15 protein-coding genes are annotated in these 25,717 nt (G+C 55.7%); 7 read left to right on the plus strand and 8 right to left on the minus strand.

The genetic code is table 11. The features are described 5' to 3' along the window. Positions 1-159: 159 nt before the first annotated feature. The 3 genes from CCASEI_RS14975 to CCASEI_RS02195 form a co-directional block, all read right to left on the minus strand. Entirely contained in the window at positions 160-543 is a 384-nt protein-coding gene (locus CCASEI_RS14975) for a hypothetical protein (protein WP_006823581.1), read from the minus strand. 119 nt (positions 544-662) lie between these two features. Beyond that, positions 663-2,204 carry an IS1634 family transposase gene (locus CCASEI_RS02190; RefSeq protein WP_025387019.1) on the minus strand — a complete coding sequence of 514 codons (1,542 nt, stop codon included), beginning with the start codon at positions 2,202-2,204 and terminating at the stop codon, positions 663-665. 333 nt (positions 2,205-2,537) lie between these two features. Further along, the gene (locus tag CCASEI_RS02195) at positions 2,538-11,723 is read right to left on the minus strand and encodes a type I polyketide synthase (RefSeq protein ID WP_025387020.1); all 9,186 of its coding nucleotides are present in this window, start codon (positions 11,721-11,723) and stop codon (positions 2,538-2,540) included. 485 nt (positions 11,724-12,208) lie between these two features. On the opposite strand from CCASEI_RS02195, the gene CCASEI_RS02200 reads away from it, so the two are divergent. From CCASEI_RS02200 to CCASEI_RS02215, 4 genes are all read left to right on the plus strand, one after another. Then, complete coding sequence (locus tag CCASEI_RS02200; RefSeq protein ID WP_006823579.1) at positions 12,209-12,772, plus strand: hypothetical protein; 564 nt, start codon at positions 12,209-12,211, stop codon at positions 12,770-12,772. 17 nt (positions 12,773-12,789) lie between these two features. Beyond that, positions 12,790-13,215 carry a hypothetical protein gene (locus tag CCASEI_RS02205; protein WP_006823578.1) on the plus strand — a complete coding sequence of 142 codons (426 nt, stop codon included), beginning with the start codon at positions 12,790-12,792 and terminating at the stop codon, positions 13,213-13,215. A 114-nt stretch (positions 13,216-13,329) separates the two neighbouring features. Continuing rightward, the gene (locus tag CCASEI_RS02210) at positions 13,330-13,746 is read left to right on the plus strand and encodes a hypothetical protein (protein WP_006823577.1); all 417 of its coding nucleotides are present in this window, start codon (positions 13,330-13,332) and stop codon (positions 13,744-13,746) included. Positions 13,747-13,819: 73 nt separating this feature from the next. Continuing rightward, complete coding sequence (locus CCASEI_RS02215; RefSeq protein ID WP_025387021.1) at positions 13,820-14,062, plus strand: Clp protease N-terminal domain-containing protein; 243 nt, start codon at positions 13,820-13,822, stop codon at positions 14,060-14,062. Between the two features lie 50 nt (positions 14,063-14,112). Here CCASEI_RS02215 and CCASEI_RS02220 read toward each other — a convergent pair whose 3' ends face one another. Beyond that, complete coding sequence (locus CCASEI_RS02220; protein ID WP_025387022.1) at positions 14,113-15,279, minus strand: ATP-binding protein; 1,167 nt, start codon at positions 15,277-15,279, stop codon at positions 14,113-14,115. Positions 15,280-15,815: 536 nt separating this feature from the next. Between CCASEI_RS02220 and CCASEI_RS02225 the strand changes: the two genes are divergently transcribed. After that, entirely contained in the window at positions 15,816-17,048 is a 1,233-nt protein-coding gene (locus CCASEI_RS02225; RefSeq protein WP_025387023.1) for a hypothetical protein, read from the plus strand. 89 nt (positions 17,049-17,137) lie between these two features. Here the strand turns inward: CCASEI_RS02225 and CCASEI_RS02230 are convergent, their stop codons facing one another. The 4 genes from CCASEI_RS02230 to CCASEI_RS14320 form a co-directional block, all read right to left on the minus strand. Continuing rightward, positions 17,138-18,841, minus strand: coding sequence for a long-chain-fatty-acid--CoA ligase (locus tag CCASEI_RS02230; protein ID WP_025387024.1), 1,704 nt, complete (start codon positions 18,839-18,841; stop codon positions 17,138-17,140). A gap of 152 nt (positions 18,842-18,993) precedes the next feature. After that, entirely contained in the window at positions 18,994-20,706 is a 1,713-nt protein-coding gene (locus CCASEI_RS02235) for a long-chain-fatty-acid--CoA ligase (protein ID WP_025387025.1), read from the minus strand. Positions 20,707-21,015: 309 nt separating this feature from the next. Then, entirely contained in the window at positions 21,016-22,731 is a 1,716-nt protein-coding gene (locus CCASEI_RS02240; protein WP_025387026.1) for a long-chain-fatty-acid--CoA ligase, read from the minus strand. 209 nt (positions 22,732-22,940) lie between these two features. Continuing rightward, complete coding sequence (locus CCASEI_RS14320; RefSeq protein WP_006823570.1) at positions 22,941-23,456, minus strand: aminoacyl-tRNA deacylase; 516 nt, start codon at positions 23,454-23,456, stop codon at positions 22,941-22,943. A 60-nt stretch (positions 23,457-23,516) separates the two neighbouring features. On the opposite strand from CCASEI_RS14320, the gene mshA reads away from it, so the two are divergent. Together mshA and CCASEI_RS02255 are read left to right on the plus strand one after the other, a co-directional pair. Further along, positions 23,517-24,785, plus strand: a complete 1,269-nt coding sequence (gene mshA / locus CCASEI_RS02250; RefSeq protein ID WP_035095895.1) for a D-inositol-3-phosphate glycosyltransferase — start codon at positions 23,517-23,519, stop codon at positions 24,783-24,785. A gap of 62 nt (positions 24,786-24,847) precedes the next feature. Next, on the plus strand, positions 24,848-25,594 hold the full coding sequence (locus tag CCASEI_RS02255) for a phosphoglyceromutase (protein ID WP_006823568.1): 747 nt from the start codon (positions 24,848-24,850) through the stop codon (positions 25,592-25,594). The last annotated feature ends 123 nt before the right edge of the window (positions 25,595-25,717 follow it).

Raw genomic sequence — 25,717 nt, forward strand, 5'->3', positions numbered from 1 at the left:
CTCGGCATTGCCTTCCGTCCTCAAACATCCTCTTGCCAATATCAGCGTGGGCCTGAGGTGCAATTGCAACTGACACTGCGGCCAACAGAGATGAAAGAGCTAGAAATGCTGATAATAGGGCTGGTTTAAAACTGTGGGTGAGTTCTTGCGGATTACCTTTTAGCATTTTTCAATCCCGTCGATTCGGCCCGTGTGAGGAGCGATGTTTGCTCTCGTTCCTGCCAGTACTAGTTTGCAAGCTGAATCTGGTGAAAACGCCATCTTGACTTTGACACGGAGATCCCATTCACAATTATTGTAGACTTGCACGAATCCTTTTTCTGAAACAGCTCGGACGCAATCTGGCGCCCATTCCGTCTCGGATAGCTGAGAAGTGCTAGGCTGCGATTCAATTGATTCAATTTCCCCCAATTCGTCGACAGCGATGATGACCTCCCCTTGTACAGTTTGACTGCTCTGTGCATTTGCAGTTGGAATTACTATCAGAGATGCACTAATAAGTGCCGCCGTGATGGCAGAAAAGCGTTGTTTTAAAGTAGCCAATTTAGCCCACAATGCCGATAATCTTGAAATTGGTCATCTCGACGATTACGAGCGACCTAATTTCAATTTGTATCATTCCCTGTACGAGAATGGAACCGTCAAACCTGACTTGGCTCAGATTAGTACGGTGTTCCCACGGCACGGCGCCGAATATCGCTCACGATTTCTACTAACTCCGGCGGTAGCGGCACTGCCGCGACCGCCTCGTGCCCGCCGACATTGATCCGCATCTCCCGGTAACCACGCAGCGTCTGCACCAGTTTCTTCAACGACCACCCCGATGCCGACTCCAGCCAACGACCCACCGCCAACGCCGCCATCACCACCGTCAGGTGAGCATCAATCGACTGCTTGAGCGTGTGGAAGATCGGTCGGGCCTTCAGATCCGACTTCGCCATCCGGAATGACCGCTCAATCTGAAACAACCGCCGGTAGTAGCCGATGATCACCATCGGATCCTCATCCAACCTGCTGGTCACGTAGGCTTTGATCCCTGCCAGCTCGCGGTGCTGGGAAGCGAGTTCGAGGTTGACTTCCTTGGTCGTCTTTCCCATTTTCACGTACCGGTTGCGCTTGACCGGGGTCTTTCCTTCTGCGATGTTGCGGGCCTTGCGCAGTGACTCGTCAATCCCCTTGACGGTCCGGCGGGCTCGGTCGGCGGAGTAGTGGTAGATCGTCCGTGACGGTCGGATCCCCTTGGCCGGGTCGCCGGGATCCCGGCTGACCCAGATCTGATCGTGGGTGTACTCGACCCCGGGATGGTCGTTGCGCCACTTCCAGATCGGGTACGGCAACTCCCTGGTCTTGCCACCCAGGACATATGACAGGCCGGCGGCGTCCAGGTCCCGCCGGTTGGCCTCACTGATCATCCCGGCGTCGGCGACGACGGTGACGTCATGCAGGTCGTAGGTGTCCATGAACGCTTCCACCGAGGGAAGGAACGTCTTCGTTTCCGCCCTGTTCCCTTCAAAAGCCTGGATGCGCAGTGGGAACCCGTTCACGTCAGTGAGCATGCCGACGGTGATCTGCGGATCAATCCGGCGCTCCTTACTGAACCCGGGCTCACGGAACCCGTCACCTTCGTCAGCTTCCCAGTAGAGGGTGGTTACGTCGTAGAGCACCAGTGACGTCGGCCCGATGCCCGCATGATCAGCGCACACGGCGGTGACCGCGTCGCGGAACTCGTCAGTGGCGTAGCGAGGCAGTCGGCGCTTAATCGTCGAGTAACTCGCCGAGGTTGCTCCGGCTTCGGCCAGCACACGGATGGAGTCGTACTTCGAGCCTGGCTGCAGGATCCGGGCGGTGACCAGGCCAGCGAACACGTCATCATTGTCGGCAGCAACGTCCAGGCCGATTGCCCTATAGGCGGTGTCGATCGCGTCGAGCAGGTAGCCGGAGCGTTGTGCGGTGACCTCCCACGGTTGCTCTTCGGTGCCTGTCCCACGGACTGCTGGGATATCGGTGACGTCGAGGTCCAGGCCGAGTTCGAGCTGGTTGCCCTGGAGTCGTCGGGCGGCTTCGGCCTTCAGCGCGGCAAGTTCGGCGTCGGTGTGGGCTGAGCCGAGGTGTTCCATCGAGGTCGCACCACCAGCGTAGGAGTAGATGATCTGCACCGCAGTAGCCCCGGAGGCGGTGGTCACGGTGCGGATCCTGGGCTGCATGTTCAGGAGTCTACCGGTCCAGGACTGACTGTTTAGTACGGTTTCTCGCCGAATTCCGCCGAAGCCCCGCAGGTCACGGACTTAGATGACGTGACAACACCGAAACGTGAGCCAAGTCAGGTCAAACGGGACTGTGATTAAATCGTTATAATAGGTTGGCCTTGCCTTGCTATGTTCGCATTGTGTTAAACGCTGGATCTGCATGAATAGCTATGGTTGGTATAGATTTTGTCCCCTAACAGGGCGAAGGCTCCCCACCAGCCAGACTGTTCAGTCAGTCCCGGCCGGTGGGGAGCCTTCGCGTGAGCGCGGGTTAGCGCGCCCTACGCGGTTCTACTTGGCCGGAGGGAAGGTGCCTTCGGCGGTGAGACGGATGTCATCGTCAAGCAAGAGCGCAATTTCTGCGGCCTTGTCGGCGGCGACTGGGCCGTAGTTCTCGATCTCTACGGTGCCGGCTGTGTCAGGTAGACGGCGGCCGTCGATGACCTCGAAGAGAACTTCCTTGCCAATCATGCCGGCTTCGAAGCGGGCAGCGCCGGTAGCGAGGCGGGCATTGGCCTTCTCGCGCCATTCGGCAGCAGCCTCAGGCGATACCTGCTGAGCTACGGCAGCTTCGAAGACACCTGGGTGAGCGTAAACCAGCAGTGCACCCACGTGGCCGAAGCCCAAGGAAGTCAGCGCAGCGGCTTTCACAGGACGGTTAGCTGCCTCGACATGTAGTGGGGAACGCAGCCAGACAAGGTTCTTCGCCTTTGGCTCAATCAGCGGGTCAACACAGTCCAGAGACTGGTTCGCTGGGATGCGGCCAGTGCGGAAGACGTCAATCAAACCACCGGTCTGGAACAGTGCCGCACCAGCCTTGGAGTGACCGGTCAGGGTCTTCTGCGAGATGACGAACAGTGGCTGGTCAACGTCGCGGCCAATAGCTGGCCACAGGATGGAGTGTAGCTCCGACTCGTTCGGGTCATTAGCGTTGGTGGAAGTGTCGTGCTTGGACAGCACCGAAACATCGTTCGGGGTCAGACCCAAACCAGCCAGGCCCTTGGCCAGACGGGAGTTCTTACGTCCACGGCCAGCACCCAAAGCACCCAGACCTGGAGCAGGAATGGAGGTGTGTGCACCGTCGCCGTAGGAAGCCGCGTGAGCAACCACAGCGTAAACCGGCAGACCCATCTCACGAGCCAGGGAGCCGCGAACCAGAAGGACGGTACCGCCGCCTTCTGCCTCGAGGAAGCCGCCACGACGGCGGTCATTCGCACGGGAGATGAAGCGGTCATCAATGCCCTGGTCGGTCATCTTCTTGGTCTCGGCGGTTGCATTCATATCGCCGAAGCCGGTCAAAGACTCAACCTGAACGTCATCAATACCACCGGCAACAACCAAGTCGGCCTTGCCCAAAGCAATCTTGTCCACGCCCTCTTCGATGGACACCGCAGCGGTTGCACAAGCACCGATTGGGTGAATCATCGAACCGTAGCCGCCAACCAGAGACTGCATGGTGTGCGCTGCAATAACGTTTGGCAGTGCCTCCTGCAGGATGTCAGAAGGACGGTCTTCACCGAGCAGACGTGTCACGAAGACCTTGTGCAGGGATTCCATGCCGCCGATACCGGTGCCCTGGGTGGTAGCAACCTGTGCTGGGTGGATAACCTGCAGCAACTCTGTTGGGCTGAAACCTGCCTGGGTAAACGCATCCACCGCGGTAACCAGGTTCCAGACTGCCATGCGGTCAAGAGCATCCAGCATGTGGTCTGGGATGCCCCACTTGGCTGCATCGAAGTGCTCAGGCATTTGACCTGCAACGGTGCGGGTCAAGGTTGCCTTGCGTGGAACACGCGCGGTTGCGCCCTTGAGGCGGGTGACTTCCCACTCGCCGTCAACTTCACGCAGCTTGGTAAAGGATGGGTCTGCTTCTTCAATATCGCGTGCTTCCTGCTCAGAAGCCACGGTGAAGACAATATCGCGGTCCAAGAACACGGAAGTCAGGTCAATAGAGCCCTGGTCAACCATGTTGTACTTGTCGGTCAGGGTGCGGATACCGGAGCGGGCAACAACTTCATCGCGGAAGCGGTTGTAGATATCCGCCTCATCGATCTCGTTGCCGTCCTCGTCGTACCAGGCGGGACGTGGGTCATTTGCCCACTGCACCAGACCGGTCATCCAAGCCAATTCCAGAACACCGGCAGCAGTCAGGTCAACAGAACCATCGCGCTGCAGACCGTATTCTGCTTCGAAGCGGGTACGGCCAGAGCCCCAGGAGGAAACCTCGCCGACACCGGCGATGACAACCATGTCATCCAAGTCGGTGGTGACTTCTCCGACTTCACCTTCTGGCAACGCGGCAGGCAGTTCTACCTGGCGGGTGTTAGGCAAAGCCAGGATGGTGACTTCTTCTGCCGCGGAAACGCTATCCGATTCTTCAGAAGCGGATGCGTTTTCCGCGTCTTCGCGAACCTGCGCAGCAAGCTCGGAGATGGAGATCTTGGAAGAACCAAGACCACCGGTCAGATCCAGCTCCAGTGGAGCCTCGGCTGCCTGCGCGCGGGACTCAGCGGATGCCAAGGACATCAGCTGGGAAGAAATCTCTTCTGGGTCCCACACGTGGATGCCAGCTTGTTCTGCAGCTGGGATGAGGATGTCATTGCCACCCATCAGGGAAGTGCCGGATACCCAGCCAATCTTCGCCTGCGCTAGGGTGACACCTTCTGGCCAGCCTGCCTCTGCAGACCACTTCGCCAAAATAGCGTCCAAAGCTGCCTTGACCTCGCCATAAGCGCCGTCGCCGCCGAACATGCCGCGGTTCGGGGAACCAGGCAGAACGATGTGGCAGCGGGTGTCCACGCCTTGCTGCGCAAGGTTGGACAGGCCAGCGATGGTGCGCTCAACCGACCACAGCAGCAGACGGGTCTGGTTCTCTGCCTGCGGACCTGCATCCGCAACGGAACCGGACACGCTTGGTGCCGCGAATGGGAATGCCAAGGTTGGGGTCAAAGCTGGCTTGGTGATCTTGACTTCGTTGCCAACAGACTCACGCTGCTCAGTGCCAATCCAGTCGATGAGGGCATCAACGTCGCGGTAGGAGCTAAGGTTCGCTGGAACAACCCACAGGGCTGCGCCTGGGATGGCGTGTGCAGCGTAGAGCTTGCGTGCGAATTCCTTACGGGACTGGCTGACACGGGACGCGGTCATGATGACGGTCGCGCCGCCTTCGAGCAGACGCTCCACCAAAGCGGTAGCAATGGAACCAGGTGCAGCACCGGTGACCAGTGCGACATCGCCGGCGAACTCGCCGTTGAGTTCTTCACGTGCTGCTGAAGCAATAGCCTGCAGGGTTTCTGTAGAGGTTGCCTTCGCGTGCGCACCCGTGGATACAGCGGTGTTGTTAGCCCACCACTCAGCTTGCTTAGCGATAGTCTCGCCGGTGCCACGGAAACGGTCCGCTGGAAGGTCCAGCTCGCCGAGCGCGACGCGCGCGAGGTCTTCACGTGCGGAAGCCCAACGGTCATCGAAAAGCACTGCTTGCTTTGCATCGAATGCTGGGGTGACGGTCTTCGCCCAACCGGACCCGAGCTCAGCCTCAACGGTCTCGAACAAGGTGTTGTCAGTCTCTGGGGTCTCTGGTGCTTCATCGACCAGACCGAGCTGCGTCAGAATCTGGCGAGCAGCGGTTGCCAGAACACCGTTTTCACCGGTGACGGTGTCAGCATAAGCATCCAGGGCCGCGGAGTCTACAACTCCACCGCCGCCAGCGGAACCAGCGGAACCCATGGACACGGACGTGCCGTGAGCTGCCGCGACGGACTGAACTGCGGCATCGACAAGAGCGTCCACATCCGACTTCGAGGAAGCAGAAGATGGAACGGTGGACAAGGAGCCACCACGCACGGAATCTTCTTCGCGGGAGCCGAGCAGGATTTCTGCCTCAACATGGGAAGCCCAAGAAGCAGGCAGTCCCCAGGTGCCGGTGACGCGCTCAGAAATGTAGGCCGGCTTCACGCCTGCTGCACCAGTGAGCTGGCGCAGACGAGCAGTGATTGCCTCAGACAAGACGGTGCCGAATGGGGAGTAACCCGGTGCAGCAGTCTTGACGCGCTCGCGCAGGGTTGCCACGTCAGCATCAGCTGCGCCATCAATAGCTGGCACGCCGATTTCCGCGGACATATCCATCAACAGCTGGTTACGGCGGGAGGAGACACCGTTGGTGAGCTCTTCGACCGTATCGGTGTCATTGATCTGGTCCTGGCGGATCTTGTTCTGGAAAGCGAACAGAACCATGATTGCTTCAGCAGCGCTAAATGGCAGGTCCGGAGCATCGCTGGCTGCAGTGGCGCCAGCCGACGATACAGGCGCTGATGGTGCAGCAGCGACGGTCTGTGGCTCAGCAGATGGGATGGCCTGAGTGTTGTCAGATGCGGCAGCGGCGGATTCCGCTGGTGCTTCCGATGCAGAGGTGGAAGACGTTGCTTCGCGCTCTTCGGCGTCGAAGGTAGCAGCTGGTGCTTCCTTGACGTCTTGCAGCATGACCTGATCCTGGTCGCGCTCAACGTTGAATACTGGCAGGTCAACGCCCGCGATGTCCATGGAACGCTTAGCCAGGTTGGTCAAGGTAGGCGATGCCGCGAGACCAACTTCAATGATCTGGTCTACTTCACCAAAGAGCAGTTCCTGGGTTTCAATCCAGCGAACTGGGGAAGCGAACTGCCAGGACAGCAGCTCGATGACGAGCAGGCGAGCAAGAGCTTGGTCATCAAGGTCTTCAACCTTGAGGTTGTCCAGCTTGCCGGAAGGAGCCAGTGGCTTAACCTTCTCCACGAATTCCTGGGTGAGCTCGAATGGGGAAGCCACCAGGTTTGGCACGTAACGGCCAACCAGTGCGTCCAAGTCGAGGGTTGCTGGCAGCAGTTCATCGAGCTTTTCAGCGAATGCTGGAACGCCGCCGCGCAGAACCTGGGAGTGGAAAGGCACGTCAATGCCAGGAACCGTGACATATGCGCGGTCCTTGACGGAGTTAGCCTTCTTCTTCAGTGCGGCCAGACCAGCCTTGGTACCCGCGATGGAGTACTGCTGGCCAGCGATGTTGTAGTTAACAATCTCCAGGAACTCGCCGGTTTCTTCGGCGGTCTGAGCAATGTATGCCTCAACCTGGTCAGCTGGAACACCAATCATGTTTGGACGCAGTGCGCCCATGCCGTAGTTGGAGTTACCGTTTGCATCGCGCTCAACGAGCGTGCCCATGGCGGAACCACGAGAGTACACGATGTCAATGACAGCTTCGAGGTCGAAGATATTCGCCAAAGATGCAAGCGCGGTGTACTCACCAAGGGAGTGGCCGGCGTACATGGAGTTGGTGCCCAAAGCGCCAGCTTCGCGCAGACGCTCAGTCTGGGCATAAGCAACCACTGCGAGGGCGACCTGGGTGAACTGGGTCAGGTGCAGAACGCCGTTCGGGTGGATGAACTTGGTGCCGCGAACAACCAGCTCAGTTGGGTTGTCATCAATGATCTGGCGGATGCTAAAGCCCAGCGCGGTGCGGGTGTGGCGGTCAGCGCGGCGCCATACCTCGCGTGCGGCTGCCGATGCATCACGGTCGCCACGGCCCATGCCCTCAGCCTGGATGCCCTGGCCTGGGTAGACATAAGCGGTGCGTGGCTGCGCCATCAGTGCCTGGCCGCGGGAAACGACTTCGCCGTCGATACGGCAGGTGACCTCGAATGCAGCGTGGATGCCCTTGCGGCCGACGCGCTCAACGGTGATTTCAACCTCGTCATTGAGCTGAACCATGCCGAACATGGAGTAGGTCCAGCCGACCACGGTGCCGTGGTTGCCAGCCAGGTGCTGAGCGGTGGCCGAGAGCCACATGCCGTGCACCAGTGGTGCTTCCAGGTTGACCAGCCGTGCTGCGTTGGTGGAGGTGTGAATTGGGTTGTAGTCACCAGAGACCAGCGCGAATGGGGTCATGTCTGCTGGTGCGGTGACAACAGCGCGGTCCACGAAGGAGCGTGGAGTGGTCTCCACCTTGTCCTGGGACTTGCCGCCGCCCCATGCTGGTGCAGGAACTGGGACAGAAGAACCGGTTGCGCGGCCACGGATGGCGAAACGCTGCATCTGCGTTGCGACGACTTCCTGGGTCTGCGCGTCACGCAGTTCCAGTTCAACGGTGACAATGCGGCCCGCGTTGGATTCGGCGATAGAAGCACAACGGGAAGTTACGTCAATGCGACGGCCTTCGCCCTTGGCTCCTCTCGCGAGTTCCTGGAGAGGAACTCGCACGTCAACAACGTGGTCCAGGTGAACCGCGTTGAGCAGGCCTTCGATGACTGGAAAGTCAGTGCCAGCTGGCTCGCCGTGCTCTTCGGTCAAACGACCGGTGCCCAGCGCGGTGTAGATTGCTGGCCAGCAAGGGCCAACCAGTGCGTCCGGGGTACCAGCATTTGCGGTGCCCAGGGCTGCGCCGGTGACAGCGGTGTGCGCGGTCAGCAGGGTAGAAGGCAAAGTGAAGGAGTACTCCACCAGGCCGTAGGGGTTCTCTTCAGAGACAGAACCCTCAATAACCTTCGGCAGTGCGGTGATTTCATCGCCGGTCTCGGAGATGGAACCAACACCAGCAACGCCTGCGAGCAGGTCAAAGACGGCCTTTGGTAAACGTGCATCATCCACAACTGGGGATGCACCGGTTGCTACTGCCTCAGACAGCGCAACTGGGATGTCCACGTGCTTGACGTAGAACGGACGCTGCTCTTCGGGGAGGTTATCCCAGTAAGAATCAGAGTTGATGCGAATGGCCAAGCCTTCGCCGTCATCAACGATGTCGAATGCTTCGTCTGGCAGCTCAAATGCTGGGTTAGCAATGAGGTGACCGTGCCACATGATGGTTGGCGCGTTGCGCAGGAATTCTTCTGCGGTCTTAGCCGAAGCCAAGCGGGAGTAGAGGGAAACCGACTCCACGCCGGCATCGCCAAGCGCTGCGGTGGTTGCGTCCTCGAAGCGGCCAAGCAGCTCAGCTACTGGCTCATTCTTCTTGGTAATACCCGCAACAGCGACTGGGCCAGGGATGATACGTACGCCGTCAGCGTCGTAGCGTGGGTCCTGTGCCTGCCACAGGGTGTCCTTTGCAAACCATTCCTTGAGATCACCGTCAATAGCGGTGGTCCACGGCATTGGCTTGACGTGCTTGCGGATAAGGGTTGGGAACCATGCCTCATCACGAGTGTTGACCTTGGTGGTCTTCGCATTCGGGTAAGCAGCAATCAGCTTTGCCACTGCCTCTGGTGCGTTCTCGGAATCTTCGAGTGAAGGGAACAGGGTTGGGATTTCACCATGGTCAGCTTCGTTGAGACGAGCCTCAACGCGCTGCAGAAGATCATGGAAACGATCGTGCCAGGTTGGGTCAACCCATGGGAATGCACGTTCTGCGAAGCGGGAAGCCCACTCCTCGTAGGTCATTTCCGAAACATCGCCGAAGTAAGGTTTCGAGGTCTTTGCCAAAGCCGCGATGATTTCATCACGGCGGGAGTCATAGTCCTCGATAGGGATCGAGGTGATCAGGCGGGATGCCTTAGCGAAAGAGTTATCAACCTCGTGCAGGTCAGCCAACAGGTGGGACTGGGAGGAAGATACGCCGCCGTCAGCCTTCAGGCGGCCAACCCAGCCGCCGTTGGTGTCTGGGGTGATACCTGGGGTGTCAACGAGCAGCTGCTTGACGTCATCATTAGCAGTTGCTTCCTTGGTTGCCATGGCAACGGTGCCCAAGAAGACGCCATCAACCGGCATGATTGGCAAGCCGTACTTGGTGGACCAGGAACCGGTCAGGTACTCAGATGCACGGTCAGGGGAGTAGATGCCGCCACCAACGGTGATCGCAAGGTTGGCGTGCTGGCGTGCCGATGCATAGGTGGCTAGCAGCATTTCATCCAGGTCAACCCACGAGTGGTGGCCACCAGCGTGGCCGTCTTCGATCTGGATGATGACGCGGTGCTCAGGATTATCCGCAGCGATAGCGATGCAGTCCTGAATCTGCTTGGTGGTACCTGGCTTGAAGGAGATATAAGGGAATCCATCAGCGGTGAGCTGGTCCAGCAGTTCCTTTGCTTCATCCAACTCAGGGATACCCGCGGAAATGGTGACGCCGGTAAAAGCCGCGCCGTTAGCGCGTGCCTTTGGCACAATGCGAGCCTGACCGAACTGCAGGTTCCACAGGTAGCGGTCGAAGAACATGGTGTTAAATGCTGCGGTGCGACCTGGCTCCAAAAGCTCCATCATGCCGTCTTTATTGATGGTAAAAGCTTCATCGGAGTACTGTCCGCCGCCGGCCATCTCTGACCAGTAGCCGCCGTTTGCAGCAGCAGCAACAATGCCCGGATCCATGGTGGTTGGGGTCATACCGCCCAGGATGATGGGGGACATGCCGGTCCACTCAGAGAAACGGGTCTGGGTGTAGGACTTGCCGTTTGGCAGGGAAATCAGCTTTGGTGAGAACTCTTCGTAGTTCACAGCGGTTGGCAGCTCAGTACCTGGGGTTGCCAGATTATCGCGCTCAGCTGGGGTAGCGGCAGGAACAACTACCTTGCCGGTACCGCCAACTAGTGGTGCAGTCAAAGAAGACAGGCCACGGTCCAGCGCTACTAGGTAGTTGGAGTCCAATGCCGCAACGGCCTCAACCCAGCTGTGTGGCTGAACCAGGATGGAGTCAGCGAGTTCGCGTGCCAGCTTTGCGTCCAGGCCACACTGCTGTGCGTATTCCACGGTCAAGTCTGCAGTGGCCTGCAGGGATGAGTGGTGGAAAGGAAGTGCTACCGGCAGAACGTCGAACTTCGGGTTGATTTCAGAACCACCGATGAGACGCTCTTCGAGTGCCTCATTGTAGGACTTTGCAGCATGCTCGATGTTGGACTCGGTCTTAGCCAAATCCTCTGGAGTGCCGGACAATGCAAAGTGCACGCGGCCGTTGACAACAGCAATAGCTGCGTCACCCGCGAGGTACTCTTCAACCAGTTCACGTGGCACGCCACGGACAGTCAACATGTGGGAGCGGGAATCATTCGCGCCCTGGGTAACAGCAGCTGCGGTACCCATCAAAACTGCAAGAGCCAGGGCCTGGCGTGCATCCTTGACAGCTGCAACGCCCAAAGAACCCTGGGAGTGACCAGCAAGCTGCGCGGAGTCTACGTCCAAGCCAAGCTCACGAAGGTGGTCAATGGCACCAATCTGGCCCAGAACAATACCTGGGATGGAGTATGCCGGGTAAGCGTCATAGTCCTTAGCCACTGGTGGCTCGCCCGCTGGGGTGCTAGCCAATTCTTCCAAGCGCTCATAGACACCTGGGCAAGAGGAGGCGATGATTCGCGCTACAGGGCCGGTGGTGGTGCGTACTTCTGCAAGGATATTGCGCAGGTTTTCTGCCTGGTGGTGGCTGGCTGCGGCATCGGCGATAGCCTTTTGCCATGCAGAACCCTGACCTGCAAACAGCACTGCCGGAGCAGTGCTGTCATTGGACAAGGTAAGCAAGGGGGTCAACGACATAACTGTTAGTCCTCTTTAAACGTATCGGTGATATTTTCCGTGGCTTTTCCCTAAGCCAGAAAGTGGCGCGATAGGCGTCATGGAGTTTGCTAAACAAATACAAACTATCGCGATTACGCCACCGTAGCCTACTTGTGCGTAAGTTTGGAGCTTCACACACCCAAATGTGAGGTTTTTCTCATATTTGCAAAAGATGTAACCGATCGTGTCCTGACCACGAGAATCACCGAGGAAAACTCACGAAATAGTCCCCGAATTTAACGTAAAACCAGCCTGTTACGACCCTGAAATTTCACTGAAAATGCCTGGATCTTGGATGAGGTTAAAGGGGGCGATTATCTTCGATTTTAAACTGAGAATGACGTTCTGTATGGAGTTCGGTAAACTTAGGCGCGTCAACATACGTGTGTGAAATTTGCAAAGTTGTGGTTACTTTGTACGAAAGATAGGGGCATAGGGGTAAGGAGAAGGTTAAATCAATAGTTGTGTCGTTATTGTCTGTAATTTTGGTGCTTGGCATTGCTCCGCCTGCGACTGCAAAGGGGGAGCCGAATTTGTCTGAAATCACGGCAGAGCAGGCAGAAGTTTACGAACTTGAAGAAGACATTGCCGATGGCTTCGAAACAATGTTCACTAAGGTAGTTGTGCCAAATGAAAACGGAGTCTGGGAAGTCGATCCCGAGGCTGCCGCAGAAATACTTCCTGAAATGTCGATGGAAGAGTTGCAAAGCGCAGCAGATTTGCTTAACGCTGAAGAACAGTCCGCCGCGCAGACGCGGAGCGCAGGAGCTTATGGTCGCTGTGTGGCAGAAAGTTTTCTACCTGGGTTTATCAATTACTCTGATGCTGTTCGAATTGGGCAAAGGCTAAGGGCTAAGGACTGGAAAGGTGCAGCTAATGTGTTGACACAGGCATGGGCTACAGCTGCCGCAGGAAATGCCTTGGAATATGGGGCGTCACAGGGTCTCCGTGAATTTCTGAAAAAGAATCCTGCCGTATTCACCGCCAGGATAGTGGTGTATGCCGCATCTTGCGCTCTGACTACATAGCTCAAAAGGATGGAATTGTGTTTGGGTATATCCCTACAGGGCGGTTTGATTTAACCGACGAAGAAACCGAAGGAGTCCCACTCGTTCGTACCAAGCAACGGGCGTACATGATCGCAGTTTGGGCTGGGCCTTGGGGCGCTCATCAATTCTTTTTGGGAAATACTCTCGGCGGGCTAGCTCACTGGCTGGTACTTGGCACGCTCGTCGGATTTCCGTCTTCGATGGGGTTCTGGACTGGCTTTCCGCTTGCATTGCTTCTCAATATTGGGACCTGGCTTTTTGCCATATATTCCATGGCCACCATGGATGAAGATGACCCGAGGCTTCGGGGCCAGACATCTGCACAATATGTTGATCGTATGCTCTGGTTCTGCAAGGTGTCGCTGTGGGGTGTTGATTTTTGGAAGAAGCACCGAGAGACCCAGTCGCGGGATTTGGCATAGAACTGGCCCATCGTTTGTGTATTCTTTGAGCTTCTCAACGTTAAAATCCAAACAGACGATGGTTTTCTCGTATTCAGAGAACTGTCAAATTCGTGATGGGTGGTTGGGCCGCTGATGGAGATTTCCGATTTTGAGGCTGCCATTGAGGCTGCAGAAAACAATGATGAAGCCACACTAGTGGCTTTGTTTAGCCAGTTTTCTGCAGAGGAATGGAGTGAAGTTTCGTATGAGTGGAAGTTTGACAATGCTGAGAAAGTAAGCGATTTCATTCAAGAAACCGTCAAAATTCTTCCAGCGAGTGTGGAGTTCGAGAGAATTCAGAATTTAGTTTATGACTATCTGTTTCCTCTTGTTCATCTTCCGGGGTCGGTTGATCTAGCTGCTACAGCTTTGGTGACGTTTTGGAATAGGCATCAAAACGGGGACACCAATGCTCTGATTGAGGATTTAAAGGATTTCGAGGAACATCCTGATGGCGATCGGGTGGCTGAAATAGCTGCTACGGCTAAAGGGATCGAACTTCAGAAGTGAAGCTGGCTTTTCTTGGATAATCAAGACGTACCTGTAGTTCCATCGTACGTACTGGCATTGGAGGACCTCAAATATGGAATTGACACCTCGCGCTAAAACCTTCCTGACAACTGCGGAAGCGATTGCCCGTGAATCGGGGGCTGATAAGGTCGGAGCGGAGCATATACAACTTGCACTGCTCGCGGATACGTCTTCAGTTCCGTACCAAGTGATCAATGCAGAATGCGATGCACAGTTCTTGCGCAAAAAGCTCCTGGAGCATATAGATAGCAATGGGTATAAACAGTCAACAAATCGTGCGCGATTCCTGGACTAGCTAGTTAGCTGCTAGAACCTGCGCCAAGGCACTGCCCTGTTTGCGAGTGGCTATTGAATATAGCGAGTGCGGGGCTCGGCGAGCAGGTGCTCCGCCATGTAGGGCTGGGTGAAGCGTACATGCCCGTGTGAGGAAGGCTCGATGAGCTCTTGCTTAATCAAAGCGGCGCGGATTCGGCTGATGCCGGTGGTGGTTTTCTTAAGCAGCCCGGCAATTTCACCAATGGATTGTTCTTCCCGGCCAAGGCGCGCCATGGAGCGTAGGAACTCGCGCTGCAGGTCAGTAACGTGGCGCAGTGCTGGTCGATGCACCTGGGAGCCAAAAGTATCGATGGCCTCTTTGAGAATCTCCTCAATAACTGCTTCGGTGACTTCGCTGTTTGCATTGTCTTTAGTGACCCGCCATGCCAGGGCGCCGATGAGCTGTACCAAGTAGGGGAATCCGTAGGAAGCCTCGGCCGCGCGCCGGGCGGCGGCGTTGCCGAAGTGGATACCGGAGCCATCGGCAGTAGATGCAAGAAGGCTCATGGTGTCATCGGCAGTCAATGGCCCTAACTCATAAGCGCTCGCGCGGCGCAGGAATGTAGTGCCCGGCAAATCCAGTAAGTCCCGGGTGCCAACGGTTAGACCAGCAAATGCGAGTGCCACGGGAAGCTCATCTTTAATGAGATTCTGGAAAGCCTGTGCCACCGCGGCCAAATCCTCGCTCGGAGCGTCTTGGACTTCATCAATGGCAATGAACACGCCACTGCCACTGGTGTAATCCAAGAGCTGACGGATACGTGTCTCCACGGTGGGAACCGGCTGCAGCTGCCCATACCGTGGGTCAAGCTCTGTTTCCACCCGGCCCAGGCCAGCGATGCCAAGCGTTTTCAACCTGGTCTCTGCCTGCGGGTTGAGCTTCGCAATGTGCGACGGGATGGCTGTATTGATAAGGTGTTCAGCCATACCTGCACCGCCGATACCGCGCACCGAAATCCAGCCACGAGCTTCTGCAATATCTTCAAGCTCCGTCAGCAACACTGTCTTGCCAATTCCTCGCGTGCCGCTAATCAACATAGCCCGGTCGGGGTGTCCCACCGGGCTATCTAGCGCTTCCGAAAAGCCCTCGAGAATAGCCTTCCGCCCAGCCCAAAAGCGCGGTGAAGCACCAAAGGTCGGACGAAAAGGATTCGGGGTTTCTGCAGGAAGCTCAGGATTCTTCGAACGCGGGGACATAGGTACAAGTTACATAAATGCATAGTAGAACGGGCATTGGCTAAGCAGATTCAACGTAGAGGGGCGCCGCAGCAACCGACTACAGCTTCAAGATGGTAGTACTCCGTAAGCGCATCCTACCCAATGTTTGTCCTATCGATTTCACCAATGTCTATATACGCTCATGGTGGGATTCTTAGTTCAACAATATCTGAAAGCCCTGCTATCAAACCCTTATAAGCAACTGGGGTTATATAACTGTTTGTGAATCAATATTTATTTTTATCGAATTCCCGGCTGGATTTGTAGAGGTCTGTTATTCTACTTTTGCGCGTGAAATGCCGGCGTGAGAACTGAGGGTGGTGAGGGAAATGGGTATATTGAACCGCGACAGCTATAACTGTTCGCAGTTGGTGTGGGCAGCGTATAAAGCGGCATCGAATGGGCAAATTGATATTGGTGAGCGGTTTCCGTATGAGCCTTATCGGGCTGGAGTATATCCAATTGATATCCTTCGATCGCATCGAACCGTAGAGTACTCCTAGGATTTGGGCTTGATGATTGGTGCAGATTATTCCCGAGCTTCTAGGGTTTCTCTAGTAGTTTGTATGTTTATCGGCTCTTTCGTGTTGGCGTCTTGTGTTCGTGATGTTCCGCAGGGTTCCGAATTGGAATTAGAAGATGCGCAGTTTATTGGGCATACGATAGACATTTTCGATAATGCTGAAACACAGAATAGTGTTTTTCTTTCCGCCGAAGGCGGTGTGGCGGCAAAAGGAATCAAGAAGGCTGGGTATCAGTATTTTTCAGCCCTTAGACGTCTAGATTCGGGGTTTATTGCTACAAGTTCTGAAGAATTGATAATGGTGGATGGTGTGACTGGTGAGGTTGACACCATTGCCATGCCTGATGGAGATAAGGGGTCACTTACAAAAGTTGCGGTTGCGGATCGAGAGCCGCAAAACACGACTGTTGTCTATGAATTCAATGAAACGGGTGATAATCCTGTCGGAAACTATGATTCGATTCTCGTCACGGTTCATGATGGTGTGGCTAAAGATAGTGGACGCAGGATTCGTCCAGTAGATGCTATGACAGCATGTGAAGACAGATCAGTGCATTGGATAGAACGTGACATTGAAATCACAGGAGAACGCAGAGAATTCGGGCCGGCTATCTACATGTATTGGGCGGCTGATGCTGATGAACCCGCAGAAATTCCCATTGACGGACAAGAATTGGACTATGCAGCAATTTCGGGTGGCACTCTAGGCTGTAATGGGGAGACGGGGTACTACGTCCGTGGCGATTTTGATGAAAAGCGAGGGGAGTCTTTCGCTACGTCCACGGAGATCACATTCGATGGCGAGAAAGTTGACGTGGGAGAAACGATCGAACTTGGCTATGTTCCCGAAAGGCGACTGGCACGATTTGATGACGTAGATACCAAGACAAAACGTTATTCAGTTTTTGACGAAGATGGGAACTTCAGCACGGTCGATCTGAAAACTGGTGAGTGGATATTTGATCGTGTCTCGGTTGTGCCTCCCTTGTGGGGTTATTCAATGACTTTCGATGAAAATATGGCATACATGGTAAACAGCGCTCCCGAAGGTGAGAAAGAAGTCTTTGAGGTACTAGCGATATCTCTTGATGATCCAACTTGTACGCATAGCACGCGCATAGCAGCGTACCAAGGGCATGAAAACCCTCCACGTGGTTGGATCGCGACGGATTCGATGGTCCCAATTAACGTATTTCCCCCAGTGCCTGAGTCGAGCTGTGGGTAGAGCATATTGCTCTTGCTACCACTGATAATGGAAGTATCCGCCCTCTCCTGATTGCTGTGAAGCACAGGGGAGGGCGGATATTATTTTGACTACTTCTCCAATAACTTGAGCAGGTCTGCTTGGACCTCGCGGCGGCGGATCTTGCCCAGTTGGTCTTTGGCAAGGTCCTCGAAGTGGTAGAAGGTGCGTGGCACTTTGTAGCGGGTGAGGCGTTCGCGGGAGAAGTCCTTGAGGCCCTCGGGATCTAGGGCGGCGCCATCGCGAAGCGTCACGCAGGCAACGACATCCTCGGAGCCATCGTGGCGGGGGCGGCCAACCACGGCGACATCGGTGATATCCGGGTGGGTGCGCAGGATTTCTTCGACCTCAGCAGGGTAGACGTTGAAACCACCGGTGATGATGATTTCCTTGATGCGCGCAACCAATCGCACAAAGCCGTCTTCTTCCATAACGCCAACGTCGCCGGTGCGGAACCAATCACCGTGGAAGGCTTCCTCGGTGGCTTCGGGCTTGTTCAGGTATCCCTTGAACACCTGAGGTCCGCGAACCAGAAGCTCGCCTTCCTCGCCGTCGGGCATGGTCTCATCCAGATTATCTGGGTTGGCAATGCGCACTTCCGTATCAGGGAAAGGCAGGCCAACATAGCCTGGGCGGGTTTTGCCGTTCATAGGGTTGCCACAAATAACTGGGGAAGTCTCAGTTAGACCGTAGCCTTCCACCAGTTTGCCGCCGGTGAGAGTTTCCCAGTCCTCAACGGTAGAGACCGGCAGTGTAGAAGCGCCGGAAAAGGCATTGTCAATGCCCTTGATTTCAATATTTTTCTCATTCGCGGCCTGAATGATCTTCTCGTACAAGGTTGGCACGCCCGGTGCGAAAGTAGGGGTGTGTTTCTTCAACACATCAATGATCAACGGAACCTGCGGCGCTGGCAGCAAAACCATCTCTGCACCAACATAAGGGCCAAGGGTTGCCACCATGGTCAAACCGTAGACATGGAACATCGGCAAGGTAGCGAGGAAGCGTTGCTGCTTATCCCGCAAGCCCGGAACCCATGCCTCACCCATGACACACATCGAAGCCATGTTTCCGTGGCTGAGCATGGCGCCCTTAGGCTGACCAGTGGTGCCCGAGGTATACAGAATCAGCGCGGTATCTTCCTTGGTAACCGCAGGAAACTCAATATCTTTACCGGAACCACCAATAGCGTGTGAGCACAAGGTAGACCATGGGACGGTATTAGGGGCATCGCCAGTAAGCGCGTCACGCTTGGACGTAATTGGCGGAACTGGGATGCGCAGCAGAAGCTGCATGCGACGTGGCATGGCTTCAGTCATATTGACGGAGATGATGGTCTCCAAAGGGGTAACGCCACGCAGCTTTTCCAACGTTGGCGCGGCCTTGTCCCACACAATAGCCACGCGTGCCCCATGGTCCTTGAAAAGGCTTTCAAGCTCATGCGCGGTGTAGAGCGGATTATGCTCAACCACCGTCGCGCCGAGCTTGAGCACTGCATAGAACGCGGCGATGTGCTGTGGACAGTTCGGCAGAACCAAGGCCACGCGGTCGCCGGGGCGAATGCCAAAGGCCTTGAGCCCAGCCGCGGCAGCACGTACCTGGTGGTCCAGGTCGCTGTAAGTCTGCGTGCGGCCAAAGAAATAGGTCGCGGACTTGTTGCCGTTCTTTTCTAAGTTGTTGTCATAGAAATCAACCAGCGTGTCATCGCCGTAGTTCAGATGCGGTTCGGTCCACTCAGCATAATTGTGGATCCAAGCCTTGGTTTGAAATGCCGACATAAGACGTCCTCCCAGGGATAATGTATCGATGGTGCATCTGCAACGGTCAGCGTGAAAATCTTGCGGGGCCAACCGGCGAGAAGTGGCAAAGAAGTGATGTACTTCTTATGAGCTTAGTGCACCAAGTCCTATCGCTTGGGAGGACGAGTTAATTACTTATCGCCCAGCATCTTAAGAAGATCCTGCTGGACTTCGCGGCGGCGAATCTTGCCCAGCTGGTCTTTGGCCAGTTCTTCAAAGTGGTAGAAGGTACGTGGCACCTTGTAGCGGGTAAGACGCTCGCGGGCAAAGTCTTTTAGACCTTCTGGGTCGAGAGCAGCACCGTCGCGCAGCGTGACACACGCGACCACATCTTCGGATCCGTCATGACGTGGACGTCCAACTACGGCAATGCCTTCGATATCTGGATGCGCTGAGATAGCTTCCTCGACCTCACCAGGGTAGACGTTGAATCCGCCGGTGATGATGATTTCCTTGAGGCGGGCTACGAGACGGACAAAGCCATCTTCTTCCATGACGCCTGCGTCACCAGTGCGGAACCAATCACCGTGAAAGGTTGCGGCGGTAGCTTCTGGATTATTGAGATAACCCTTGAATACCTGTGGGCCGCGGACTAGCAGCTCACCTTCCTCGCCATCAGGCATAGTTTCATCGAGGTTTTCTGGGTTAGCAATACGTACCTCGGTATCTGGAAACGGTAGGCCGACATAGCCCGGACGGTGGTTACCGTCCATCGGGTTGGCACAAATAACCGGTGCTGTTTCAGTCAGGCCGTAGCCTTCCACCAGCAAGCCGCCGGAGAATGCTTCCCACCGTGCTACGGTACGAACCGGCAATGTTGCGGCACCAGAGAAAGAACTCGCAATCGGATGCTGCGTCTTATCCATGCCCTTTTCTTCAGCTGCAGCCAAAATCTTGTCATACAGAGTTGGCACGCCTGGCGCCCACGTTGGCGTGTGCTTCTTAATAACATCCATAATCAGCGGAATCTGTGGTGCCGGCAGCAGGATAATTTCCGCGCCAACGTAAACACCCAGCGCTACCACGGTGGTCATGCCGTACACATGGAAGAACGGCAGCGCCGCGAGGAAACGCTCCGGCTTTTCACCAAGTCCTGGAACCCACGCCTTGCCCATGACACAGTTGGCCAAAATATTGGCATGGGAAATCATCGCACCCTTGGGTGCGCCCGTGGTGCCGGAGGTATACAGAATCAGAGCGGTGTCATCATGAGAGACTTCATTGTTGACAAAGTCCCTGCCATTGCCGCCGATGGCTTGAGAAATCAGCGTTGACCATGGAACCGTATTTGGGGCAGCGCCTGTTAATGCATCGCGCTTGGCGCTAATCGGAGGAATTGGAATGCTCAGCAGCAGCTGCATGCGACGCGGCATTGCTTCAGTCATGTTGACGGAGACAATGGTTTCCAAGTCAGTAGTAGCGCGAATCATTTCCAGCGTTGGTGCCGCTTTATCCCAAGTAATGGCTACGCGTGCGCCGTGGTCTTTGAAAAGTCCTTCGAGTTCATGCGCGGTGTACAGCGGGTTGTGCTCAACCACAGTTGCGCCAAGCTTTTGAATAGCGAAGAAAGCCGCGAGGTGCTGCGGGCAGTTTGGAAGCACAATAGCGACGCGGTCACCCGGACGGATGCCAAAGGCTTTCAGGCCTGCGGCGGCAGCACGCACCTGCTGGTCAAGTTCTTTGTAGTTTTGGCCGCGTCCGAAGAAATAAGTAGCGGGTTTGTCGGCGTTGAGCTCCAAGTTGCGGTCATAGATTGACGCGAGGGTGTCTTCGCCATATTCCAGTTCGGGTTCGGTCCAAGGGGCGTAGAGCTTGGTCCAGGCCTTGGTTTCAGATGCTGACATGCGGTCCTTCCAAATGTTCGGGCTCGCGTTAATGCGATTGTGTTCGGTTATTCAGTATGAATTGACGCCGAAACAATAACAGTGTGGAGAAACTGTATTTAGACGCCTAAATATTTTAGGCTCCATAATACAGAGCGAACATGATGGAAACCTCACCTTTGTTCGGTTTGTTGCAGGAAAACTTCTTCCACCCCCAGATGCGAAAAATTCCCACATCGGTATCCGTCATTCTCAGCCAGGTGTTGCGGCGAAAGTGGGGGATGTGTCCGATGCGGGAAAGCCTGTGCAGTGAATCTGCGAGTGTGGCTGTTACTTGTTTTGCTTCTCCAAGAGGTTGATCAGATCCTGCTGGACTTCGCGGCGGCGGATCTTGCCCAGCTGGTCCTTAGCCAGGGCTTCGAAGTGGTAGAAAGTGCGTGGAACCTTGTAGCGGGTCAGGCGCTCGCGGGAGAATTCCTTGAGGCCCTCGGGATCCAATGCGGCGCCATCGCGAAGGGCTACGCACGCAACGACATCCTCGGAGCCGTCCTCGCGTGGGCGGCCCACCACGGCTGCTTCTTCCACATCTGGGTGGGAGAGAAGTGCTTCTTCAACCTCAGCTGGATATACATTGAAACCACCAGTGATGATGACTTCCTTCAAGCGTGCAACCAGGCGGATGAAACCGTCTTCTTCCATGATTCCCAAGTCGCCGGTGCGGAACCAGCCATTGTGGAAGGCCTGCTCTGTTGCCTCCGGGTTGTTGAGGTAGCCCTTGAAAACCTGTGGGCCGCGGGCGATGATTTCGCCTTCCTCACCATCCGGCATGATTTCATCCGGGTTCTCTGGATTAACAATGCGGATTTCCGTATCGGGGAAAGGGATGCCCACGTAGCCAGGACGGCGGCTATCAGTCATTGGGTTGCCAATAAGAATTGGGGAAGTCTCTGTTAAGCCAAAGCCCTCAACCAGGCGGCCTTGGGTGAGCTCTTCCCAGTCCTCCACGGTGGAAACCGGAAGAGAGGCAGCGCCAGAGAATGCACTGCGGATGCCCTTAATAGCAATGCCTTTGTCCTTGGCTGCTTCCACGATTCGGCTGTAGAGCGTTGGCACGCCCGGAACCCAGGTTGGGGTGCGCTTTTTCATGATGTCCATGATGAGTGGAATCTGCGGGGAGGGGAGAAGGACCAGCTCGCCGCCGATGAACTGCGCCAAGGTGAGGTTCATGGTCAGGCCATAAGCGTGGAAGAACGGCAGCGCTGCCAGCATGCGCTCATCGGAATCACCCAACTCTGGAACCCAAGCCTTGCCCTGCGCGATATTGGCAAAGAGAGAGCCGTGGGTAAGTTCGGCGCCCTTGGGCTGGCCCGTGGTGCCGGAGGTGTACATAACCACGGCGGTGGTGTCCGTGGTGACTGATGGCTCAGATTCAATATCGCTGCCGTCGCCACCAATGGCGTTGCCAATCAAAGTGTCCCAGGGAACTGAATTGCGGGCTTCGCCGGAGAGCTGATCGCGCTTTGCCTTAAGCGGTGGAACCGGAATGCGTAGGGCAATCTGCTGCAACGTGGGCATCGCGTCAATCATGTTGACGGAAATAACGGTCTCTAAGTCAGTCGTTCCGCGCAGTTTCTCCAGGGTTGGTGCTGCTTTATCCCACGCAATAGCAATGCGGGCACCGTGATCCTTAAAGAGTTTTTCCAGCTCGGGCGCGGTGTACAGCGGGTTGTGCTCAACTACCGATGCGCCCAGCTTGAGCACGGCATAAAAGGCGGCGACGTGCTGCGGGCAGTTCGGCAGAACCATTGCTACGCGGTCGCCCGGGCGTACGCCGAAAGCCTTCAAGCCGGCGGCCGCGCGGCGAACCTGACGGTCCAGATCTGCATAAGATTGGCTGCGGCCAAAGAAGCTCAACGCCGACTTGTGGCCATTAATTGCCAGGTTGTTGTCATAGACGTCCAGCAAGGTGGTGTCGCCGTAGTCTAAGGAATGGGGAGTCCATTCAGGGTAGTGCTGAAGCCAAGTTTTATTTTCTGTAGCAGACATTTAATCCTTCTAATCTCATATTGAAATCAAAGTATTGAGCAGCGCAGGATGGACTGTGGGGCACGATCTGCCACACACCATACCGTTGGTTACGTAAGGGTTTATTGCGTCCAGTGTAGCTACTTAAACTTGAGGATTCCCTCAGTAGCGAAGGTAAAATACATCACGCATTAAACTGTTTCTCGAATAAATCAAGTTTATTTTCACAACTACGGTGTGCGCTCATTGAATATGTCGCGGGCATCAATGTCGATGAGCTTGAGCAATGCATCGTGAGCAATGCGGTACTTGATGCCCAGCTTGCCGCCGCCGATGATGTAGGACTCTTCATTCAACCGGGAAGAATCCCCGACCACCCCAAGACCGTCTGGCAAACCGATAGGCCCGACGCTGTCGCGTTCCATCTGCGTCAATGCCAGCGCATCATCCATCGGCATGAAAGATGCTTTTCCACCCAGGGCTCGTTTCATGCCCTTGTTATCCAAGGTGTGGGTTGCTGGCACCAGCACTAGATAAGGTGCGCGCTCGCCGTTGCTTTTGACGGATACAACAATGGAATTGATGCTCTGGCTTGCAGAAACATCGTATTTCTCCATAAAAGATGCGGTATCAGAAACATCCGGGTTCATCGTGATGACTTCGACAATGTTATCTGGAGCGTTGTCTGGTTTCGCAGCGGGGTTATTGGCGGAATCGGTGGCGGTGCTGTTTTCAGGCTGGCTCATGCGGCTTAGATTCTTTCACTCAAGGTGTATGGGGCGTAGTGAAAGTCTAGGATGTCCGGTATGAGAGTCGCCATGATTGCAATGCATACCTCGCCAATTGCCCAGCCTGGCTCCGGTGACGCTGGCGGGATGAACGTCTACGTGCTGTCCATTGCAACGCAGTTGGCGCGCAAGGGCGTGGACGTGGATATTTTCACGCGCGCGACCCGTCCGAGCCAGGGCGAGATTGTGGAGATTGAGCCGCACCTGCGCGTCATTAACATTGTGGCGGGTCCTTTTGAGGGCCTGAGCAAAGAAGAGCTGCCAACGCAGTTGGCGGCGTTTTCTGGTGGCATGGTGCAGTTTATTAAGTGCAATAACTTGTTCTATGATCTCATCCACTCCCACTATTGGCTCTCGGGCCAGGTGGGCTGGCTGTTGCGTGATTTGTGGGGCATTCCCTTCGTGCACACGGCACACACCCTGGCGGCGGTGAAGAATGCTTACCGGGCTGCCGATGATTCCCCGGAGTCGGAAGCGCGACGTATCTGTGAGCAGCAGCTGTCAGATAATGCGGATGTCATGGTGGTCAACACTGAGGATGAAAAGCGCGAGCTGATCGCGCATTATGATGCGCAGGAATGCCACATTGATGTGATCACTCCTGGCGCGGACACGGATCTCTTTACTCCCGGCACCGACCGCAATACTGAGCGTAGTCGCCGTGAATTAGGTATTCCGCTGCACACCAAAGTTGTGGCATTCGTGGGCCGATTGCAGAAGTTCAAGGGCCCAGAGGTGCTCATTCGCGCAACGGCAGAATTGTTTAAGCGTGACCCGCACCGAAATCTCCGTGTGGTTATTTGTGGTGGGGCATCGGGTGAGGCGTCGAACGTGCAAAGCTACCACGAACTAGCGCGTGAGCTGGGCGTTACCCACCGCATTCGTTTCCTTGATGCCCGCCCGCCGCAGGAGCTAGTTGCGGTGTATCAGGCTGCGGATATTGTTGCGGTGCCAAGTTACAACGAGTCTTTTGGTCTGGTAGCTATGGAAGCCCAGGCCACCGGTACGCCTGTTGTTGCTGCGCGCGTGGGCGGTTTGCCGATTGCCGTTGACCACAATGTCACGGGCTTGCTTATTGATGGCCACGATCCCGCAACCTGGGCTGATTCGCTGGGAGAGCTGCTCGATGATGACGAACGGCGCATCGCCATGGGCGAGGAAGCCGTGGGGCATGCGGCGAAGTTTAGTTGGGCTGCCTCGGCGCAGGACCTGTTGAAGGTCTACGAAGAAGCAACCAAGCTGGACATGTCTGAATGCCACGGCCCGCGCCAAGCTGCCGGAATCTAAAGCTTTTTAAATCACAAATATTAAAGGCGCGTTAAGCATCGTTTCGTGGCATGCTTGAGGGCATGACTAACGGAAAGCTAATTCTTTTACGCCATGGCCAGTCCAAGTGGAATGAATCCAACCAGTTCACCGGCTGGGTTGATGTTGATTTGACCGAAAAGGGCGAGGCCGAGGCCAAGCGTGGCGGTGAGATGTTGGTAGAAAACAACATTTTGCCTTCTGTTGTGTACACCTCCTTGTTGCGCCGTGCGATCCGCACCGCCAACATTTCCCTCAATGCAGCGGATCGTCACTGGATTCCAGTCATCCGTGACTGGCGTTTGAATGAGCGCCACTACGGTGCGCTGCAGGGGCTGAACAAGGCAGAGACCAAGGATAAGTACGGTGATGAGCAGTTCATGGAGTGGCGTCGTTCTTACGGCACCCCGCCGCCAGAGCTTGCCGATGACGCTGAGTACTCCCAGGCCGAAGACGTTCGTTATGCACACCTGGATACCGTCCCGCGCACCGAGTGCCTTAAGGATGTTGTTGAGCGTTTCATTCCTTACTTCAAGGAAGAAATTCTGCCTCGCGCCCAGCGCGGCGAGACCGTCTTGGTAGCGGCCCATGGCAACTCTTTGCGTGCACTGGTGAAGTACTTGGACAACATCTCCGATGATGACATTGCGGAACTCAACATCCCAACCGGCATTCCACTGGTGTATGAAATCACCGAATCCGGCGAGGTTGTCAACCCAGGCGGTACCTACCTGGACCCAGAAGCAGCAGCAGCTGGCGCTGCAGCAGTCGCAGCGCAGGGCGGCAAGTAAAAGAAGTTTCAGCTGGCACAAACACCCCAGGGAGCGCATAATTTCCCTGGGGTGCTTCAGTGCCCAGGGCTTCGGGCCAAAGAGATTGAGCCCTGAAGAGTTCTAGCCTTTTACCTGAGTAGG

This window comes from Corynebacterium casei LMG S-19264, from assembly GCF_000550785.1.
GTDB lineage: Bacteria > Actinomycetota > Actinomycetes > Mycobacteriales > Mycobacteriaceae > Corynebacterium > Corynebacterium casei.

Bases quoted from the DNA above. Each gene is read 5' to 3' on its own strand.
- CCASEI_RS02235 (WP_025387025.1), bottom strand. From the start codon at position 20,706: ATGTCAGCATCTGAAACCAAGGCCTGGACCAAGCTCTACGCCCCTTGG.
- CCASEI_RS02190 (WP_025387019.1), bottom strand. From the start codon at position 2,204: ATGCAGCCCAGGATCCGCACCGTGACCACCGCCTCCGGGGCTACTGCG.
- CCASEI_RS02215 (WP_025387021.1), top strand. From the start codon at position 13,820: ATGGAATTGACACCTCGCGCTAAAACCTTCCTGACAACTGCGGAAGCG.
- CCASEI_RS02255 (WP_006823568.1), top strand. From the start codon at position 24,848: ATGACTAACGGAAAGCTAATTCTTTTACGCCATGGCCAGTCCAAGTGG.
- CCASEI_RS02240 (WP_025387026.1), bottom strand. From the start codon at position 22,731: ATGTCTGCTACAGAAAATAAAACTTGGCTTCAGCACTACCCTGAATGG.
- CCASEI_RS14320 (WP_006823570.1), bottom strand. From the start codon at position 23,456: ATGAGCCAGCCTGAAAACAGCACCGCCACCGATTCCGCCAATAACCCC.
- CCASEI_RS02195 (WP_025387020.1), bottom strand. From the start codon at position 11,723: ATGTCGTTGACCCCCTTGCTTACCTTGTCCAATGACAGCACTGCTCCG.
- CCASEI_RS02210 (WP_006823577.1), top strand. From the start codon at position 13,330: ATGGAGATTTCCGATTTTGAGGCTGCCATTGAGGCTGCAGAAAACAAT.
- mshA (WP_035095895.1), top strand. From the start codon at position 23,517: ATGAGAGTCGCCATGATTGCAATGCATACCTCGCCAATTGCCCAGCCT.
- CCASEI_RS02230 (WP_025387024.1), bottom strand. From the start codon at position 18,841: ATGTCGGCATTTCAAACCAAGGCTTGGATCCACAATTATGCTGAGTGG.
- CCASEI_RS02225 (WP_025387023.1), top strand. From the start codon at position 15,816: ATGATTGGTGCAGATTATTCCCGAGCTTCTAGGGTTTCTCTAGTAGTT.
- CCASEI_RS02220 (WP_025387022.1), bottom strand. From the start codon at position 15,279: ATGTCCCCGCGTTCGAAGAATCCTGAGCTTCCTGCAGAAACCCCGAAT.